This is a genomic window from Pluralibacter gergoviae ATCC 33028 = NBRC 105706 (genome assembly GCF_001598855.1).
Classification (GTDB): domain Bacteria; phylum Pseudomonadota; class Gammaproteobacteria; order Enterobacterales; family Enterobacteriaceae; genus Pluralibacter; species Pluralibacter gergoviae.
In genome coordinates this window covers 32318-48975 of the sequence record NZ_BCZS01000010.1, presented here as the reverse complement: position 1 = coordinate 48975, position 16658 = coordinate 32318, and the positions used below count along the sequence as shown (strand labels likewise).

The 16658-nt window shown below is 59.7% G+C and carries 14 protein-coding genes; 8 read left to right on the top strand and 6 right to left on the bottom strand.

Going from position 1 to position 16658, the window contains the following annotated elements; all coding sequences use genetic code 11:
• Window positions 1-29: 29 nt before the first annotated feature.
• The 3 genes from ENGE1_RS11970 to ENGE1_RS11960 form a co-directional block, all read right to left on the bottom strand.
• A complete protein-coding gene (locus tag ENGE1_RS11970; RefSeq protein WP_048253603.1) occupies window positions 30-1334 on the bottom strand; it encodes an SLC13 family permease in 1305 nt (434 codons plus the stop codon).
• Window positions 1335-1397: 63 nt separating this feature from the next.
• A complete protein-coding gene (locus ENGE1_RS11965; RefSeq protein ID WP_048253602.1) occupies window positions 1398-2486 on the bottom strand; it encodes an AAA family ATPase in 1089 nt (362 codons plus the stop codon).
• Window positions 2483-3238 carry a CDP-diacylglycerol diphosphatase gene (locus tag ENGE1_RS11960; protein ID WP_048253601.1) on the bottom strand — a complete coding sequence of 252 codons (756 nt, stop codon included), beginning with the start codon at window positions 3236-3238 and terminating at the stop codon, window positions 2483-2485. The genes ENGE1_RS11965 and ENGE1_RS11960 overlap by 4 nt, the downstream gene beginning before the upstream one ends.
• Window positions 3239-3403: 165 nt before the next feature.
• Between ENGE1_RS11960 and ENGE1_RS11955 the strand changes: the two genes are divergently transcribed.
• The 4 genes from ENGE1_RS11955 to ENGE1_RS11945 all read left to right on the top strand — a co-directional run bounded on the left by ENGE1_RS11955 (window position 3404) and on the right by ENGE1_RS11945 (window position 7615).
• Window positions 3404-4192: an IclR family transcriptional regulator gene (locus tag ENGE1_RS11955; protein ID WP_048253600.1), complete on the top strand. Its 789-nt coding sequence runs from the start codon at window positions 3404-3406 to the stop codon at window positions 4190-4192.
• A gap of 252 nt (window positions 4193-4444) precedes the next feature.
• The gene (locus ENGE1_RS28440; protein ID WP_048253599.1) at window positions 4445-4645 is read left to right on the top strand and encodes a hypothetical protein; all 201 of its coding nucleotides are present in this window, start codon (window positions 4445-4447) and stop codon (window positions 4643-4645) included.
• A gap of 10 nt (window positions 4646-4655) precedes the next feature.
• On the top strand, window positions 4656-5579 hold the full coding sequence (locus ENGE1_RS11950; protein WP_048253598.1) for an efflux RND transporter periplasmic adaptor subunit: 924 nt from the start codon (window positions 4656-4658) through the stop codon (window positions 5577-5579).
• A gap of 35 nt (window positions 5580-5614) precedes the next feature.
• Window positions 5615-7615 (top strand): FUSC family protein, encoded by a 2001-nt coding sequence (locus ENGE1_RS11945; RefSeq protein ID WP_072065280.1) that lies wholly within the window; start codon window positions 5615-5617, stop codon window positions 7613-7615.
• A gap of 43 nt (window positions 7616-7658) precedes the next feature.
• On the opposite strand, the gene ENGE1_RS11940 is transcribed toward ENGE1_RS11945, so the two are convergent.
• On the bottom strand, window positions 7659-8648 hold the full coding sequence (locus tag ENGE1_RS11940; protein WP_043081325.1) for a sulfate ABC transporter substrate-binding protein: 990 nt from the start codon (window positions 8646-8648) through the stop codon (window positions 7659-7661).
• Between the two features lie 146 nt (window positions 8649-8794).
• On the bottom strand, window positions 8795-9034 hold the full coding sequence (gene zapB / locus ENGE1_RS11935) for a septal ring assembly protein ZapB (RefSeq protein WP_043081326.1): 240 nt from the start codon (window positions 9032-9034) through the stop codon (window positions 8795-8797).
• A 434-nt stretch (window positions 9035-9468) separates the two neighbouring features.
• On the opposite strand from zapB, the gene ENGE1_RS11930 reads away from it, so the two are divergent.
• Together ENGE1_RS11930 and glpK are read left to right on the top strand one after the other, a co-directional pair.
• Window positions 9469-10323: an MIP/aquaporin family protein gene (locus tag ENGE1_RS11930; RefSeq protein ID WP_043081327.1), complete on the top strand. Its 855-nt coding sequence runs from the start codon at window positions 9469-9471 to the stop codon at window positions 10321-10323.
• A gap of 21 nt (window positions 10324-10344) precedes the next feature.
• Complete coding sequence (gene glpK / locus ENGE1_RS11925) at window positions 10345-11853, top strand: glycerol kinase GlpK (RefSeq protein ID WP_045290342.1); 1509 nt, start codon at window positions 10345-10347, stop codon at window positions 11851-11853.
• 59 nt (window positions 11854-11912) lie between these two features.
• On the opposite strand, the gene gltS is transcribed toward glpK, so the two are convergent.
• A complete protein-coding gene (gene gltS / locus ENGE1_RS11920; protein WP_043081329.1) occupies window positions 11913-13115 on the bottom strand; it encodes a sodium/glutamate symporter in 1203 nt (400 codons plus the stop codon).
• Between the two features lie 273 nt (window positions 13116-13388).
• Here gltS and ENGE1_RS11915 point away from each other — a divergent pair, with 273 nt between their 5' ends.
• Window positions 13389-14780 (top strand): nucleobase:cation symporter-2 family protein, encoded by a 1392-nt coding sequence (locus ENGE1_RS11915; protein ID WP_064360621.1) that lies wholly within the window; start codon window positions 13389-13391, stop codon window positions 14778-14780.
• 119 nt (window positions 14781-14899) lie between these two features.
• Window positions 14900-16600: an AsmA family protein gene (locus ENGE1_RS11910; protein ID WP_048253594.1), complete on the top strand. Its 1701-nt coding sequence runs from the start codon at window positions 14900-14902 to the stop codon at window positions 16598-16600.
• The last annotated feature ends 58 nt before the right edge of the window (window positions 16601-16658 follow it).

The following is a 16658-nucleotide window of genomic DNA, read 5'->3' as shown; positions in this document are numbered from 1 at the left end:
CCTCTCCCCGCCCGGGGAGAGGGCAATTCCTACAGCGCCCCCAGCAGGCGATACCACAGATAATCCAGCGGCAGCAGCAGCAGATAACTCCCCAGCGCCAGCGCAAAACACAGCACCATTCCCGCCCTGACCGGCACTTTTCCTAGCGCCATCGCCACCACAATCGGCGACGCCTGATACGGCAGCAGCGGCGTCGAGTAGCCCATCACCTGAATCATAATCACGCTCAGCAGCGGGAAGCCCGTCGCGTCGGAGAAGCTCTGCGCAAAGGTGGTATACAGCGCCGGAACACCGTTGGCGGTCATAATAAAGTTCAGCGCCGAGGTGATGCCGGTCAGCGCCAGGAAGCTGGTAAACGGCCTGTCCGCATCCAGCGGCATCACCCGCATCAGCGCCTGCCCTACCGCCTCGCCGATGCCGGTGTGGGTCACGGTCAGCGCCAGGCCGAGGATACCGGCAACGTAAAAGCAGGTACGCACGTTCACCCCGGTAGAGAACTCCTCGCCGCTGATGAAGCCCACGCGAGGCAGCAGGGTCACGCAGGCGGCCGCCAGCCCCACCCAGGCCGGGCCGATGCCGTGCCAGCTCCCGGTGACCCACAGCGCCAGTACCACCGCCAGCAGCCACGCCAGCCGCTTCTCATCAGCGCTCATCGGCGCGGGCGGCGGCAAATTCTCCGGCGGCTGCGGCCTGCCCGGAAACAGCCAGCAAATAAGCCCCACCAGCAGGAGACCCTTCAGCCAGCCGAGCACCGGCGTATGGAGAAACAGGTAGGGCAGATAGTTAAGATGAATGCCCCAGGCTCCTTCCGCCGCGCCGCTCATTACCAGATTAGGAACGTTGGCGGGCAGGATGGTGGCCGACAGCTCGAAGGTGCCGAAGCCCACCGCCAGCGCCAGGCCGTACCAGCCGCGGGTACCTTCGCCGATCCCGGCCCGCGCCGCCATCGCCGCCACGATCGGCATCAGCAGCGCGATGCGGCCCATGTTCGACGGCATCACGAATGCCAGCGCGTAGCTGAGCAGCACCACGCTCGCCACCATCCGCAGCCACGAATCGGTAAGCCTTGCGGAGAGCGCCCCGGCGGCGCGGTCCGCCAGCCCGGTTTTGCGGATGGCGATACCGAGTACAAAACCGCTGAACACCAGCCAGAAGGCCGAGGAGGCAAAGCCGCCGAAAACCACCTCCGGCGGCGCGATTTTTGCCGCCATCGCCGCGGTGAAGAACAGCAGCGCGGTGATAAATTCCGGCAGCAGGGAGGTGGCCCACAGCAGGATCGTGATGCCGACGATCAGCGAGGGGAGGAACAGAGGGTGGGTGAACCAGAGCGACATACCTGTCTCCTGTCGTTTTTTTCCGCAAGTCTACGACGCCCTGCGGGACAGGTAAACGACCGATCAGCCAATTTGCGCGAGCGACGACGCGCCGTCTTCGATGCTCAGCTCGAAAAGGCTGAACGCCGCGTGCGCCTTAATCAGCGTCGCCAGCGCCATCGAGTGGCTGGTTAGCCAGATCTGAGTGTAGCGGCTGGCTTCGGCAATCAGCTTTGCCAGCGCCGGCAGCATATCCTGATGCAGGCTGTTCTCCGGTTCGTTGAGGGCGATAAACGCCGGCGGGCGCGGGCTCAGCAGGGCCACCGCCAGGCAGAGGAAGCGCAGGGTTCCGTCCGACATCTCCGCCGCGTCCAGCGGCCTTCTCAGGCCCTGGCGGATCATCTGCATCTGAAAGCGTCCGTCCACCAGCGCCACCTGAAAAGCGCACTGCGGAAACGCAGAGTCCAGCACCTCATGCAGCAGATCACCATCGCCGACCTCTTCAATGGTGCGAAACGCCGCCGCCAGGTTAAGGCCGTCGCCGGCGAGCACCGGTGAACGGTAGCCCACCTGCGGCGCGCGCAGCGGCGATCCGCCGGAGACGTTGAATTCGTGATAGAAGCGCCAGTTGCGGATGAACTCCCGGGCGCTGGAGACCTCCGGATAGCGGTGCGGCTCGCCTATCTGGCCGAACACCGATTCGTTCTCATACAGCGATGCCGCATAGGAGACCTTTTCGCCTTCGACGTTGGTCAGAAAGACCGTCTGGTTCCGGCGCTTCATTACAAGCGAAGAGGGGCGGCGGCCAAAGCCCGCCAGCCAGAGTCTCTCCTCTTTGATAACCGGGTCGAGTTTAAAAAAGGTTGGATAGGGAATTTTATCCGGATAGCCAATCTGCATCTCGTAGCTGAAGGCGTCGGTATCCACGGATAGCGTCATGCGCCGTAGCTCACTGGTTTTAGTATCACCCGCCCACATCGCCCTCTGAATACCGCCCTCGCCCGCCAGCTGGGCAGAGATGCGCCCGTCGGCCGCTCCCTGAATCAGCCGCAGCGCGTTGTAGATATTCGATTTCCCCGCCCCGTTGGCGCCAAACACCAGGTTGAGGCGGCCGAGGTCAAACGCTACCTTTCTGGCAGAGCGGTAATTTTCGATGATGATGCGATTAATCACTGCCCCTCCAGAATCCGGCAACGATGGTCCTGAATCTCCTCCGCCGACGCCCGGTTTAGCTTCAGCAGGTTGCGCGACGTTGCCAGCAGCACGAAGCTGCCGTCGCTCTGGCGCACCACCGCCAGCGAAAACCGCCCCATGTGCTCCCGGGCCTCCGGCACTTCATCGGCCAGCATCAGGAACGGGCTTTTCTGCGCCAGTTCGCTTTCATTCACCCGGCGGGCAAGATATTCGTGGCCCTGCAGGCCGCCGGGGAGCGGAAGCCAGCGGCTGCTGATAGCGGAGGCCGAGACATTAAGCTGCTGGCGCACGTCGGGCCGCAGGCAGGAGATGTGGATGTGGAAATGGTTCTGGGTGCGGCCGCTGCGGGAGTTGATGGTCAGCGACACGGCGCTGTCCGGCACCGGCTGCCCCCGGCGCTCGGCCATCAACTGGCGATTTTGCCAGGCCTGCCAGAAAAAATTCTGGGTATGAGGATCGAGCAGCAGCGGGCTTTCGATGCCGTTGATGCGGTAGGTGGGCATCAGCAGGTACTGCAGCGGGCCGTTTTTATCTTTGAACAGCACGTAGCCGCCCCGCAGATTCACCGACTGGCAGGGAGCGGGATTATTGTTCTGCTGTTGATGAGGGACGCACTGGTCGATAACAAAATGGCGCAGCACATTCGGGTTGCCAGACTGCAGCCAGTACCCACCTCCCGCCGCCGCACCGGCAAACACCATCGCCAGTATCCCGTATCGCCATCGCTTCATTGCCGCCTCCCCAGTATTCCGGACAGGCAAGGGTAACGCAAAGGCGATGAAATAAAAATGATCCTCAGGACACGCGCCCTGAAGGGGTTGATACGTTATCATGCCGGAATAATTCAACGCGCTCCCGGCGCACGCAACACGAAATGTCTACGACGGAATGATGCAATGCACAGTCTGAAAAACTCACCGGAAAGCCGCCCTGGAGGGATCCAGGTTATCGCCAGGGCGGTTGCCGTCATGCGCTCGCTCAGTCGCCATCCGTCGGGGCTGAGCCTGTCGGCTATCGCCCAGGATGTCCAACTGGCGCGCTCGACCGTCCAGCGGATTGTTGCCGCGCTTGAAGCAGAGAACATGGTTGAGTCTATGGGCAGCCAGGGAGGGTTTCGTCTCGGCCCCGCGCTCGGGCAGCTGCTACACCAGACTCAGGCAGATATTATTACCAGCGTCAGAGAGCACCTGAACGATCTTGCCGCCTCGGTACAGGAGTCCGTCTGCCTGTCGACCCTCGCCGGCGATAAAGTGTATGTCGTGGACTGCACCATCTACGAGCGAGAGCTGCGCGTCGCCTTTCCCGTCGGCGTTGAGGCTCCGGCGTATTCAACGGCCGCGGGCAAAATCATCCTCTCCCAGCTTGATGCCGATGCGCTGGAAAAGCGGATCCCCGCCCGGCTGCCGATGCTGACGCCGAAAACGCTGAACAGAGAGCAGCTCCTTTGCCAGTTGACGGAAATCAGGTCCTCAGAGATTGCCTGCGATATGCAGGAGCATCTGGAAGGGGTCTGTACCTTTGCCGTGCTGATTAATACCTATCTTGGCGCCTACGCAATCAGCATTATTGCGCCGAGCGTGCGCGCCGAATACAGCCAGCAGCGCTTTCAGGACGCCCTGTTCGCCTGCAAAAAAGTGATAGAGCAAAAAATAGGCAGTGCATTAATCAATAAAAAAATACAGTAACTTCATATAATTATAGTCATCCCCCCGCGCAGTATGCCCACCATTGCCGCCGCTGCCGCTCTGCGGCAGGGCCTTAATCGCTCAAAAAGCCAATGTACCACATTGCGGTATAGTATACCGTATTATGGCGTTAACATTAAAATCACACACGCCTACGTCGCTTAAAACAAAGATAGCTATGTGCCCGAAGCCTCTGCGGCAGCGGCGAGCGCAGGCGTCGGCAACAGGCGTAATGTCCGAATAGAGAAACAGATGCCAATATACGAAGAAAGCGTCATGGGCCTGTTGCTGAGCCCAATTGTGCTGATGATTATGCTTTCGCTGGTAATTACCAGCGCGGTAACCCGGGTAATTGATAAGGTTATTCCCTGGCCCCTCAAGCGCAGTGAGAGCCTGGTCAGCATGCTGCTGTTTACCGTCATTCTTGCACTAATGGTCAGTACTACTTTTTAAGAACTCCACTATGAACAGAATAACCAGTCTTGCCATCACCGTGCTGTGTATTGCCGGAATCATTATTGCCGTCGCTTTTATATGGGACCGCTATATGTATTCGCCGTGGACCCGCGACGGGCGCATCCGCGCCGAGGTTGTGAATATCGCTCCCGATGTTTCCGGCTGGATTGATACGATGAACGCGCATAATGCGCAGAATGTGAAAGCCGGCGATATTTTATTTATCGTCGACCGCGAACGCTATCGCGTGGCGCTGGATCTGGCGCAGGCGAAAATGGAAAAGGCAAAGGCGGCGGCCAATAATGCGGCCCACGTCTATGGTCGCAGAGCGACGCTGAAAAACGGCATCGTCAGCCATGAAGAAGTCGATAGCGCACGCTCCGATATGCTCGAAACCCAGGCCGACTATAAAGAGTCGCTTGCCGCCGTTGCGAGCGCGAAAATCGACCTTGACCGTACCGTATACCGCTCTCCGGCCAGCGGGAAAATCATCAACCTCAGTCTGGAGAAGGGTGATTACGTTAACCAGGGCAGCGAACTGCTGGCGCTTATCAAAGACGACAGCTATTACGTCACCGGCTATTTTGAGGAAACGAAAATTCCGTCCATTAAGCCCGGCGACAGCGTAGAGATCTGGCTGATGGCCGGTACGCAAAAATTGGCGGGCCACGTAGCGTCCATCGATAGCGGCATTTCGAATACCAATACCACGCCCGGTAACCAGATGCTGCCCGCAGTTGAGCCAACATTTGCGTGGGTACGCCTCGCCCAGCGCATTCCGGTGAATATCAAAATCGACGCCATTCCCGACGGACTGATATTAAGCTCCGGGATGTCCGCCACGATAAAAATCATTCCTACTGGCGAATCATCGAATAACCGTCGCTCGGTCTGGCGTGCATTTGCCGAGAACCTCAACGCGCTTTTTTAAGCTCTGCCATCACGTCATGTGATTGAGACCCGATAATGAAAATGTCACTGATTGACACGTATTTACTCACCAATAAAACGGCAGTAAAAGCTGCGATTAAACTTAGCGTGTCGGTGTGGGGAGCGCTATTCATTGCGTTACTGTTGGGCCTCGAACATCCGATATGGTCAATGATCACCGGCATGATCTCCTTTTTCGCCCCGGACCACGCGCAGGTGCTAAAAAAATGCCTCTATCAGTGCATCTCCACCCTGTGCGGCGGTATTCTCGGCCTGGCATTGATGGGCTCAGTGGCGCAAAGCCCGTTTCTGGCAGCACTCTGCGGCGGCGTGATTATTTTTCTCGCCTCGGCGGCATCCTTTCACACCCGCGATGCCAACGTGACCTTCTGCTGCTCCATCTTTACGGTCACGGTGTGCATTATGATCATGGTCCCGGCCGTAACCGGCCCCTCCAGCGACGTCATTATTGATATCTTTATCGACCGGGTGGGCACGATCCTGTGCGGCATATTCTGGGCCGGGTTCGTCAGCGCCTGCCTGTGGCCGTCGTTCAGCACCGACGCCGTCAACGGCGCCGCCAGCCGGCTGTTCAGCGCCACGCTGGAGCTGGTGACATCCACTGCGCAAAACGACCGCATTCCGGAGATCTATGCCGGGATCATAAATACTGCGGATCTGGCCGATCACGCTGACTTCGAGGGGAGCTGGGGGCGCCGCGCGGCGGGTATCGTCCGCGAGATGAACCGGCTCGCTATCCAGATAACCACCCGAATATATACGCTGCAGCAGCAGCCCGTTGCCGACTTTAGCGGACCGGCATCGGCCCTGCGCACTCTACAAAGCATCGTGAGCGACATTCAGGCCGCGCCGGGGCTGTTAAAGAAGGCGGACCTCGCGCCCTTAGAGCAGCTGCGCGCCCGCCTTTCCACCAGCGATGAACGCGACGACGCCACGGTCAGCGTCGCTGAGCGCCTCACCGCCGCAGCGGTACAGCAACTGATCGGCGATTTGCTTATCTTTGCTACGCTTTTCATCAGCCTGCTGCGGGCAGAGAAGGTTTCGGTCAAAGGCCTGCGCATCCGCAGGCACTCGCAGCCGGTCAACTGCCTGATCACCGGCCTACGCTCAATGCTGCTGTTTTACTCCGGCTTCGCCTTCTGGTACGCCACCGGCTGGCAGTACGGCTTTCTGATTGCCGTTATTCCCATTGTGTTCAGCCTGGCGCTGGCGAAAGCGCCGCATCCGGCGGCAGTTGCGCGCAACGTGCTGAAGGGGGCACTGCTGGCCATTCCATTTGGCTTTACCGTGAGCAGTATTCTGGGGCAGGCTTCCAGCGCCGTCGAACTGCTGATACTCACCGCCGGCATCGTGCTATTTTTCGGCTTCATGGGCTTAACCAGCATGATGACGTTCGCCTATAGTCTCGGATTCTGCATCTCCTTCATGATCTTTCTGCTGCCGGAAAACCACCTTGAAATAGATATGGTGTTTCCCCTTGAGCGCAGCCTGTCGCTGGCGGCCGGGACGTTCATTTTATCGCTGCTGTTTTCGCTGCTGCCCCGGCGGCAGATGATAAAAGACGGCAACAATCCTGCCTCCCTCTACGATGCCGATCTTGAAAAAGCGTTTTTACGCGAAAATGACGATCGCGCGTCGGAAACGCAGCTTCATGACAGAATGGGCCTGCTGATCGATAAGCTGGTGGATGTCGTGCTGCACGAAGCCCCGGAGAAAAAGCGCGAACTGATCCACTATGCGGGACAGAGTCTTTTTTTAATGAGTCAGCTACAGAGCATCAGCGCCGCGCTGAAGTCGCGCGGGGCAAACGTGCGGAGTAAGGGCTTTTTACTGGCGTGGCGGCGCGAAATTTACCGCAACTATCGCCATCAGGAGAGCCGGGCGGAGCACCCGCTGGCGGTTAATGCACTTGCTGCCTCCTCCGACGATCCGGCGGCGTCCTCAATGACCCGCTATCTTCAGGAGATGGACAGGATCACCCGCCGCGCGTTTGTCCGCGAACAGGCCGGACGTTAAAAGGCCGGAGAGGCGCCAGCCCCTCCGGCCCCGATGAAGACGATCAGCGCTGATTAATCTGATCGAAAGTGCCGCCGTTAGAGAAGTGCTCCTTCTGCGCCTTCGTCCAGCCGCCGAACACCTCGTCGATGGTAAACAGCTTCAGCTTCGGAAATTCGCTTTCATACTTCTTCGCGACCTGCGGGTCGCGCGGGCGGTAGAAGTTTTTCGCCACGATCTCCTGGCCTTCCGGCGAATAGAGATACTTCAGATAGGCGTTGGCCACATCGCGGGTGCCTTTCTTATCCACCACTTTATCGACGACCGAGACGGTCGGCTCGGCGAGAATGGATTCGCTCGGCGTGACGATTTCAAACTTATCTTTACCCAGCTCTTTGGTCGCCAGCAGGGCCTCATTCTCCCAGGCGATCAGCACATCGCCGATGCCGCGCTCGACGAAAGTGTTGGTCGCGCCGCGGGCGCCGGAGTCCAGCACTTCGACGTTCTTATACAGCGCCTTCACAAAATCCTGCGCTTTCGCCTGGTCGCCGTTGTTGTGGTGCAGGGCATAGCCCCAGGCCGCCAGGTAGTTCCAGCGCGCGCCGCCGGAGCTTTTCGGGTTCGGGGTGATCACCGACACGCCTGGCTTGACCAGGTCGTTCCAGTCCTTGATCTGCTTTGGATTGCCCTTACGCACCAGGAAAACAATGGTCGAAGTGTAGGGGGCGGAGTTGTCCGGCAGACGCTTGATCCAGTCCTTATCGATGCGGCCGCGCTCGGCGATAGCATCCACGTCATAGGCCAGCGCCAGCGTGACGACGTCTGCCTCAATGCCGTTAATAACGGACGTGGCCTGCTTACCGGAGCCGCCGTGGGACTGGCGGATCACGACGTTATCGCCGGTCTGCTGTTTCCAGTGGGCGCTGAATGCCTTGTTGTACTGATCGTAGAGCTCACGGGTCGGGTCGTACGATACGTTAAGCAGCTGGATATCCTTGGCCAGCACGCTGGCAGACGCCAGCAGAAGGGTTAATCCTACGCTCCACTTGTTCATTGACCGCTCTCTTATTGATTGTATTGGATGAGCGTAGCCTGCCAGAAACGAAACCGATGATTAAAGAATAAAAAAAGATTGGCTATAACGATAGGGTATAAAAAGGCGGGAACAGAACACCCTTCCGCAGAAGGGTGTTGGCGTGCTTAAACTTCTTCCATGCGGCCGAGCAGCGCCTGCAGACGCTCCTGCCAGCCGTGCTGCTGCTCTTTAAGCTGGTTATTTTCGCGCTCCAGCTCTTCGCGACCGTGCTGGGCGTTCTGTACGTCCTGTGACAGGGCGTTGTTCTTCTCTTTCAGCTCTTCAATTTCCATCTGCAACAGCGTAATGGTGTCAATCGCCTGCTGGACTTTCGCTTCCAGTTTCTCAAAAACTTCTAAAGACATGGTCTTACCTCTCCTGAATATGCAAGGCGTTGATCAAATATTCGCTCGTCCCGAACTATCGGACGCCTTAATGAATTAGCGCACTACAGTGTTGCTTTCGATTGTATGAAGCCCCGCACTCTCTGTCCAGCGCCAGGGCGCGCAGATCGCGGTTTGCAACACTTTTCAGTCTATGCCTGGCCTTTTGACGACACCTCACTTCAGCAGGTAACAGATTTGTTACCTTGAGTGATAGTTCCGTCCTTAATGCCCCTCCAAAAGGTTCCCTTTGGCGCGCGAAAACGCTCATTTTATGACGAGGTACACATATTTTAATTTCGATATTTCTCGTTTTTGCTCGTTAACGATAAATTAACACTGTGCCTACACGGCAGCATGGCCGTCATCGACCACCATGTACACAATAATCATTAATTTGTCTTTAGGATCCGATTATGAGTCAAACATCAACATTAAAAGGCCAGTGCATTGCCGAGTTCCTTGGTACCGGGTTGTTGATTTTCTTTGGCGTAGGATGCGTCGCAGCACTCAAAGTAGCGGGTGCAAGCTTCGGACAGTGGGAAATCAGCGTCATCTGGGGCTTAGGCGTTGCAATGGCTATCTATCTGACCGCCGGCGTTTCTGGTGCTCACCTCAATCCGGCCGTGACAATTGCACTCTGCCTTTTTGCTAATTTCGAAGGACGCAAAGTCGTTCCGTTTATCATTTCTCAGTTTGCCGGCGCATTTTGCGCAGCGGCGTTAGTTTACGGGCTTTACTACAATCTTTTCGCACACTACGAACTCACGCACCACATGGTGCGCGGCAGCGTAGAAAGTCTGGATCTGGCGGGCATTTTCTCCACCTATCCTAACCCCTACATTTCGCTGTTCCAGGCCTTTGCCGTTGAAATGGTAATTACCGCAATCCTGATGGGCGTCATTATGGCCCTGACCGACGACGGTAACGGCGTGCCGCGTGGCCCGATGGCGCCGCTGCTGATTGGCCTGCTGATTGCCGTCATCGGTGCCTCCATGGGCCCATTGACCGGATTTGCGATGAACCCGGCGCGCGATATCGGCCCTAAAGCGTTTGCCTTCGTGGCCGGCTGGGGTAAAGTCGCCTTCACCGGTGGCTACGTCATCCCTTACTTTATCGTACCGCTGTTCGCTCCTGTTGTAGGCGCAGCGCTGGGTGCTTTCGCTTATACCCGACTGATCAGCCGCCATCTGCCGGGCTATGTGTTTGTACCAAAATCGAAAAAGGCAAAGGTTTCTGCCGCTGCCGCCCAGAACAAAGCTTCGCTGTAACTGACCAGGGAAATTCGTATCATGACTGACAAAAAATATATCGTAGCGCTCGATCAGGGCACCACCAGCTCCCGCGCTGTCGTTATGGACCACGACGCGAACATCGTCAGCGTTTCACAGCGTGAATTTGAGCAAATTTATCCTAAGCCCGGCTGGGTCGAGCATGATCCGATGGAGATCTGGGCCTCCCAGAGCTCGACGCTGATTGAAGCGCTGGCGAAAGCGGATATCGACTCCGATCAGGTGGCCGCCATCGGCATCACCAACCAGCGTGAAACTACCATCGTCTGGGACAAAGAGACCGGCAAGCCGATTTACAACGCCATCGTCTGGCAGTGCCGCCGCACCGCTGACATCTGCGGCAAACTTAAGCGCGACGGTATGGAAGACTATATCCGCAGCGCCACCGGCCTCGTGATCGACCCCTACTTCTCCGGCACCAAGGTGAAGTGGATCCTCGACCACGTTGAGGGCGCCCGCGAGCGGGCAAAGCGCGGCGAGCTGCTGTTCGGCACCGTTGATACCTGGCTCATCTGGCGTATGACCCAGGGCCGCGTGCACGTGACCGACTACACCAACGCCTCGCGTACCATGCTGTTCAACATCCACGAGCTGGACTGGGATGACAAAATGCTGGAGGTGCTGGATATCCCGCGCGCCATGCTGCCGGAAGTGCGCAAATCCTCCGAGGTGTACGGCAAGACCAACATCGGCGGTAAGGGCGGCACCCGTATTCCTATCGCCGGTATCGCCGGTGACCAGCAGGCGGCGCTGTTCGGCCAGCTGTGCGTCAAAGAGGGGATGGCGAAGAACACCTACGGCACCGGCTGCTTTATGCTGATGAACACCGGCGAGAAGGCGGTGAAATCGGAGAACGGCCTGCTGACGACTATCGCCTGCGGTCCGACCGGCGAAGTGAACTACGCGCTGGAAGGCGCGGTGTTCATGGCGGGTGCCTCAATCCAGTGGCTGCGCGACGAGATGAAGCTGATTAATGACGCCTTCGACTCCGAGTACTTCGCCACCAAGGTGAAGGACACCAACGGCGTGTACGTGGTGCCGGCGTTTACCGGTCTCGGCGCCCCTTACTGGGACCCGTACGCCCGCGGCGCGATTTTCGGCCTGACCCGCGGCGTCAACTCGAACCACATCATCCGCGCGACGCTTGAGTCTATCGCCTACCAGACCCGCGACGTGCTGGAAGCGATGCAGGCAGACTCCGGCATTCGCCTGCACGCCCTGCGCGTGGACGGCGGCGCGGTGGCCAACAACTTCCTGATGCAGTTCCAGTCCGATATTCTCGGTACCCGCGTTGAGCGTCCGGAAGTGAAAGAAGTTACCGCCCTCGGCGCGGCCTATCTGGCCGGTCTGGCGGTAGGCTTCTGGCAGAATCTTGATGAGCTGCAGGAGAAAGCGGTCATTGAGCGCGAGTTCCGCCCGGGCATCGAGTCCAGCGAGCGCAACTACCGCTACAAAGGCTGGCAGAAAGCCGTCAAGCGTGCCATGGCGTGGGAAGACAGCGACGACTAAGCCGCTTTAGAGATGACGAAGCCCGACATGCAAATGTCGGGCTTTTTTTATCGGCAAGATCAGCCAAACAGCGGCAGCATCAGGTAGAGCTTGATCACCAGGGCGTTAACGATATCAATAAAGAAGGCGCCGACCATCGGCACCACCAGAAACGCGGTGTGCGACGGCCCAAAGCGCTCGGTGATCGCCTGCATGTTGGCAATTGCCGTCGGCGTCGCGCCGAGACCAAAGCCGCAGTGCCCCGCCGCCAGCACCGCCGCGTCGTAGTTTTTGCCCATCATTCGCCAGGTCACAAACATGGCGTACAGCGCCATCGCCAGCGTCTGTACCGCCAGAATCGCCACCATCGGCAGCGCCAGGGAGGCCAGCTCCCACAGCTTGAGGCTCATCAGCGCCATCGCGAGGAACAGCGACAGCGATACGTTGCCGAGCACCGACACCGCGCGCTCAAACACGCGATAGAAGCCGAGCAGCGCCAGACCGTTACTGAGGATCACGCCGACGAACAGCACGCAGACAAACGTCGGTAGCTCAAACGCCGAGCCCGCCAGCAGCTGCGAAACCACTTTGCCCACCGTCAGGCAGATGGCGATCAGGGCAATGGTTTCGATCAGCACCAGCGAGGTGATCATCCGCCCGACGTCGGGTTTCTCAAAGGCGCTCGGAACCGCCTGATCGTCAGGCGAACCGTCCGGCGTTGAGGAGTGTTTAACCAGGAAGCGCGCAACCGGCCCGCCGATCAGACCACCAAGTACAAGGCCGAAGGTGGCGCAGGCCATCGCCACTTCGGTGGCATTTTCAAAGCCGTAGCGCTCGCTGAACAGCTTGCTCCACGCCGCTCCGGTGCCGTGGCCGCCGGAGAGCGTAATGGAGCCCGCCAGCAGCCCCATCAGCGGATCCAGCCCCAGCGCTTTCGCCATGCCGATGCCAATGGCGTTCTGCATCAGCAACAGCCCCACCACCACAATCAGGAACGTACCCAGCACCTTACCGCCCGAGCGCAGGCTAGCGAGGTTGGCATTCAGGCCGATTGTTGCGAAGAACGCCAGCATCAGCGGATCTTTCAGGCTCATATCGAAGTCAATTTCCCAGCCGAGGCTTTTTTTCAGCACCAGCAGCGCCAGCGCCGCCAGCAGGCCGCCGGCAACGGGTTCGGGAATGGTGTATTTTTTCAGGAGGGGAACCGTGTGGACCAGCTTGCGTCCGAGCAGCAGTACCAGCGTTGCCGCCACAAGCGTTGATAGGGTATCAAGATGAAACATAAAGGCTCCTTGTAACAAATAATCCAGTACTGCGTCGCGTAAATTTCGGGGCGTTGCTCCTGTTGGCGAAAAGATGAGGGTCAGATTTTAGGCAAAATGCAGTTAAATTTAACAGAAAAAGTTTCAATTTAGGTGTTTTTCTGCGATAAAACTGACAGAAACAGTATAAATATCTGAGTCCTTATGCACGTTCGGCATAACAGAAGCAACCGTTTGCTTTTGCCAGGCAGTCCGTTAAAATTCCCCCTTTTCCACCACGGGAATCCCTCTGTAATGTCAGCCAATCCCCTTGAATCCGGGCCCGCGCAGCCGGCCGCGCCTAAGCAGACCAGCGAACTCATCTACCGCCTTGAAGACCGCCCGCCGCTGCCGCAGACGCTGTTCGCCGCCTTTCAGCACCTGCTGGCGATGTTCGTCGCCGTCATCACCCCGGCGCTGCTGATTTGCCAGGCCCTCGGCCTGCCGGCGCAGGATACTCAGCACATCATCAGCATGTCGCTGTTCGCCTCGGGCGTGGCCTCGGTCATTCAGATTAAGGCCTGGGGGCCGGTGGGTTCAGGGCTGCTCTCTATTCAGGGCACCAGCTTTAACTTCGTCGCGCCGCTGATCATGGGCGGTACCGCCCTCAAAACCGGCGGCGCGGACGTGCCGACGATGATGGCGGCGCTGTTCGGCACCCTGATGCTGGCGAGCTGCACGGAGATGGTGCTCTCGCGGATACTGCACCTGGCGCGGCGGATTATTACCCCGCTGGTCTCCGGCGTGGTGGTGATGATTATCGGCCTGTCGCTGATCCAGGTCGGGCTGACCTCCATCGGCGGCGGCTACGCCGCCATCGCCGACCACAGCTTCGGCGCGCCGAAAAACCTGCTGCTGGCGGGCGTGGTGCTGGGGCTGATTATCCTGCTTAACCGCCAGCGTAACCCCTACCTGCGCATCGCCTCGCTGGTGATTGCCATGGCGGCGGGCTATCTGCAGGCGTGGATCCTCGGCATGCTGCCGGCCACGACCGCGGCGACTGAGCAGCCGCTGATCGTGGTACCGACGCCGCTCTATTACGGTCTCGGTATCGACTGGAGCCTGCTGCTGCCGCTGATGCTGGTATTCATGATCACCTCCCTGGAAACCATCGGCGACATCACCGCCACCTCTGATGTCTCCGAGCAGCCGGTCTCCGGCCCGCTGTACATGAAGCGCCTGAAGGGCGGCGTGCTGGCTAACGGCCTCAACTCCTGCGTGTCGGCGGTGTTTAATACCTTCCCGAACTCCTGCTTCGGCCAGAACAACGGCGTGATTCAGCTGACCGGCGTCGCCAGCCGCTACGTTGGCTTCGTGGTGGCGCTGATGCTGATCGTCCTCGGCCTGTTCCCTGCCGTCAGCGGCTTCGTGCAACACATTCCCGAGCCGGTACTCGGCGGCGCGACGCTGGTGATGTTCGGCACCATCGCCGCCTCCGGGGTGCGCATCGTCTCCCGCGAGCCGCTCAACCGCCGGGCTATCATGATCCTCGCCCTGTCGCTGGCGGTCGGCCTCGGCGTCTCCCAGCAGCCGCAGATCCTGCAGTTTGCGCCGGACTGGCTGAAAAACCTGCTCTCCTCCGGCATTGCCGCCGGCGGCATCACCGCGATTGTTCTGAATCTGATCTTCCCGCCGGAAAAAGAGTGATCTCCCGCGCGGCGGCGCTTCTTCGCCGCCGCGCAGCCTTACCCGGGCATTCCTTCCCTTGAGCATTGCGCCTGAATCAGGCATAACACCTCTATGTGCCTCTCTCAGGACGAAAGACGATGAAATTTATCGGAAAGCTGTTGCTCTGGTTAGCAATTGCCGCGCTGCTGGCTATCGTGCTGGTCTACTTCATGCTGCAGACCCGCTGGGGGGCGCGCCAGCTCAGCGGCTGGGTGTCGGAAAACAGCGGCTACCGCTTAAGCGTCGAGCGGATGGAGCACCACTTCTCCTCCGCTTCGCGCGTGGAGCTGATTAACGTCACTTTCGGCCGCGACGGCAGGCCGGCAACGCTTGTGGCAAAGCGGGTCGAGATCGGCCTCAGCAGCCGCCAGATCACCGATCCTCTGCACGCCGATACCATCACGCTGCGCGACGGCACGCTGAACCTCTCCCCGGCCAGCGCCGCCCTGCCCTTCCAGGCCGACGCGCTGCGGCTGAATAATATGGCCATTCACAGCCCGGAAAGCGGCTGGGACCTCAGCGCCCAGCGGGTCACCGGCGGCGTAGCGCCCTGGCAGCCGGAAGCGGGCAATGTGCTCGGCAAGCAGGCGCAGGTGCAGATGAGCGCCGGTTCGATGACCCTTAACGGCGTGGCGATGAGCAACGTGCTGGTGCAGGGCGATATTCGCGATGGCGTGGCTAACCTGACCACCGTCGGAGCGGATATCGCCCGCGGCTCGCTGACCGGCAGCGCGAAGCGCGGCGCCGACGGCAGCTGGCAGGTCAGCAGCCTGCGCCTGAGCGACGTGCGGCTGCAGAGCGATAAATCCCTCGCCGACTTCTTCGCCCCGCTCGCGGCGGTGCCGTCGCTGGCGATTGACCGCCTGGAGGTGACCGACGCCAGCCTGCAGGGGCCGGACTGGGCGGTGACCGATCTCGATCTCAGCCTGCGCAACCTTACCCTGAGCCGCGGCGGCTGGCAGAGCGAGGACGGTCGGCTGTCGATGAACGCCAACGAATTTATCTACGGTTCGCTGAACCTGCTCGACCCGATTGTGAATGCTGAGCTTTCGCCCCAGGGCGTTAACCTGCGCCAGTTCACCTCCCGCTGGGAGCGCGGCATCGTACGCACCTCCGGGCGCTGGCTGCGCGACGGCGGCGCCCTGCAGCTTGACGATCTGGCCCTCGCCGGGCTGGAGTACACTCTGCCGGACAACTGGCGGCAGCTGGCCCAGGCCCCGCTCCCCGACTGGCTGCAGAACATCAGCCTGAAGCACTTCAGCGCCAGCCGCAATCTGCTGATTGATATCACCCCGGATTTCCCGTGGCAGATAACCTCTCTGGAGGGCTACGGCGATAACCTGCAGCTGGCGCAGGACGGCAAGTGGGGCATCTGGAGCGGAACAATGTCGCTCAACGGCGCAGCGGCCACTTTCAATCGGGTAGACGTGCGTCGGCCGTCGCTGAAGCTGGCGGCCAACGCCTCGACCATCAACGTCACCGATCTCAGCGCCTTCGTGCAGCGCGGCCTGCTGCAGAGTACCGCGGTCATTTCCCAGCTGCCGCAGCACCAGGCGACCATCAGCCTCAACGGCCGCGGCGTGCCGCTCAATACCCTGCAGGCCTGGGGCTGGCCGGCGCTGAACATCGGCGGCGAAGGCAACCTGCAGCTGCGCGCCAGCGCCAGCCTGCAGCCCGGCGCGGCCCTGAAGCCGACGGTGAACGGCGAACTGCACGCGGTGAACGCCGGTGGGCAGCAGGCGACGCAGGTGGTGCGGGGCGGGGAGGCAGAAAAGGCGCAGCCTGCGCCCGTCAGGTAGCGCGGCAGAGACCGAAAGACATCCCGCCAGGCTGCTTGCTGGCGGGCAAGAAGGAGCG

What these genes read in the sequence shown, in the direction of transcription:
- gltS (WP_043081329.1), bottom strand. Translation starts at nt 13,115, where the DNA reads ATGTTTCATCTTGATACCCTATCAACGCTTGTGGCGGCAACGCTGGTA.
- ENGE1_RS11950 (WP_048253598.1), top strand. Translation starts at nt 4,656, where the DNA reads ATGAACAGAATAACCAGTCTTGCCATCACCGTGCTGTGTATTGCCGGA.
- ENGE1_RS11955 (WP_048253600.1), top strand. Translation starts at nt 3,404, where the DNA reads ATGCACAGTCTGAAAAACTCACCGGAAAGCCGCCCTGGAGGGATCCAG.
- ENGE1_RS11915 (WP_064360621.1), top strand. Translation starts at nt 13,389, where the DNA reads ATGTCAGCCAATCCCCTTGAATCCGGGCCCGCGCAGCCGGCCGCGCCT.
- ENGE1_RS28440 (WP_048253599.1), top strand. Translation starts at nt 4,445, where the DNA reads ATGCCAATATACGAAGAAAGCGTCATGGGCCTGTTGCTGAGCCCAATT.
- ENGE1_RS11945 (WP_072065280.1), top strand. Translation starts at nt 5,615, where the DNA reads ATGAAAATGTCACTGATTGACACGTATTTACTCACCAATAAAACGGCA.
- ENGE1_RS11910 (WP_048253594.1), top strand. Translation starts at nt 14,900, where the DNA reads ATGAAATTTATCGGAAAGCTGTTGCTCTGGTTAGCAATTGCCGCGCTG.
- ENGE1_RS11940 (WP_043081325.1), bottom strand. Translation starts at nt 8,648, where the DNA reads ATGAACAAGTGGAGCGTAGGATTAACCCTTCTGCTGGCGTCTGCCAGC.
- glpK (WP_045290342.1), top strand. Translation starts at nt 10,345, where the DNA reads ATGACTGACAAAAAATATATCGTAGCGCTCGATCAGGGCACCACCAGC.
- ENGE1_RS11930 (WP_043081327.1), top strand. Translation starts at nt 9,469, where the DNA reads ATGAGTCAAACATCAACATTAAAAGGCCAGTGCATTGCCGAGTTCCTT.
- ENGE1_RS11960 (WP_048253601.1), bottom strand. Translation starts at nt 3,238, where the DNA reads ATGAAGCGATGGCGATACGGGATACTGGCGATGGTGTTTGCCGGTGCG.
- ENGE1_RS11970 (WP_048253603.1), bottom strand. Translation starts at nt 1,334, where the DNA reads ATGTCGCTCTGGTTCACCCACCCTCTGTTCCTCCCCTCGCTGATCGTC.
- zapB (WP_043081326.1), bottom strand. Translation starts at nt 9,034, where the DNA reads ATGTCTTTAGAAGTTTTTGAGAAACTGGAAGCGAAAGTCCAGCAGGCG.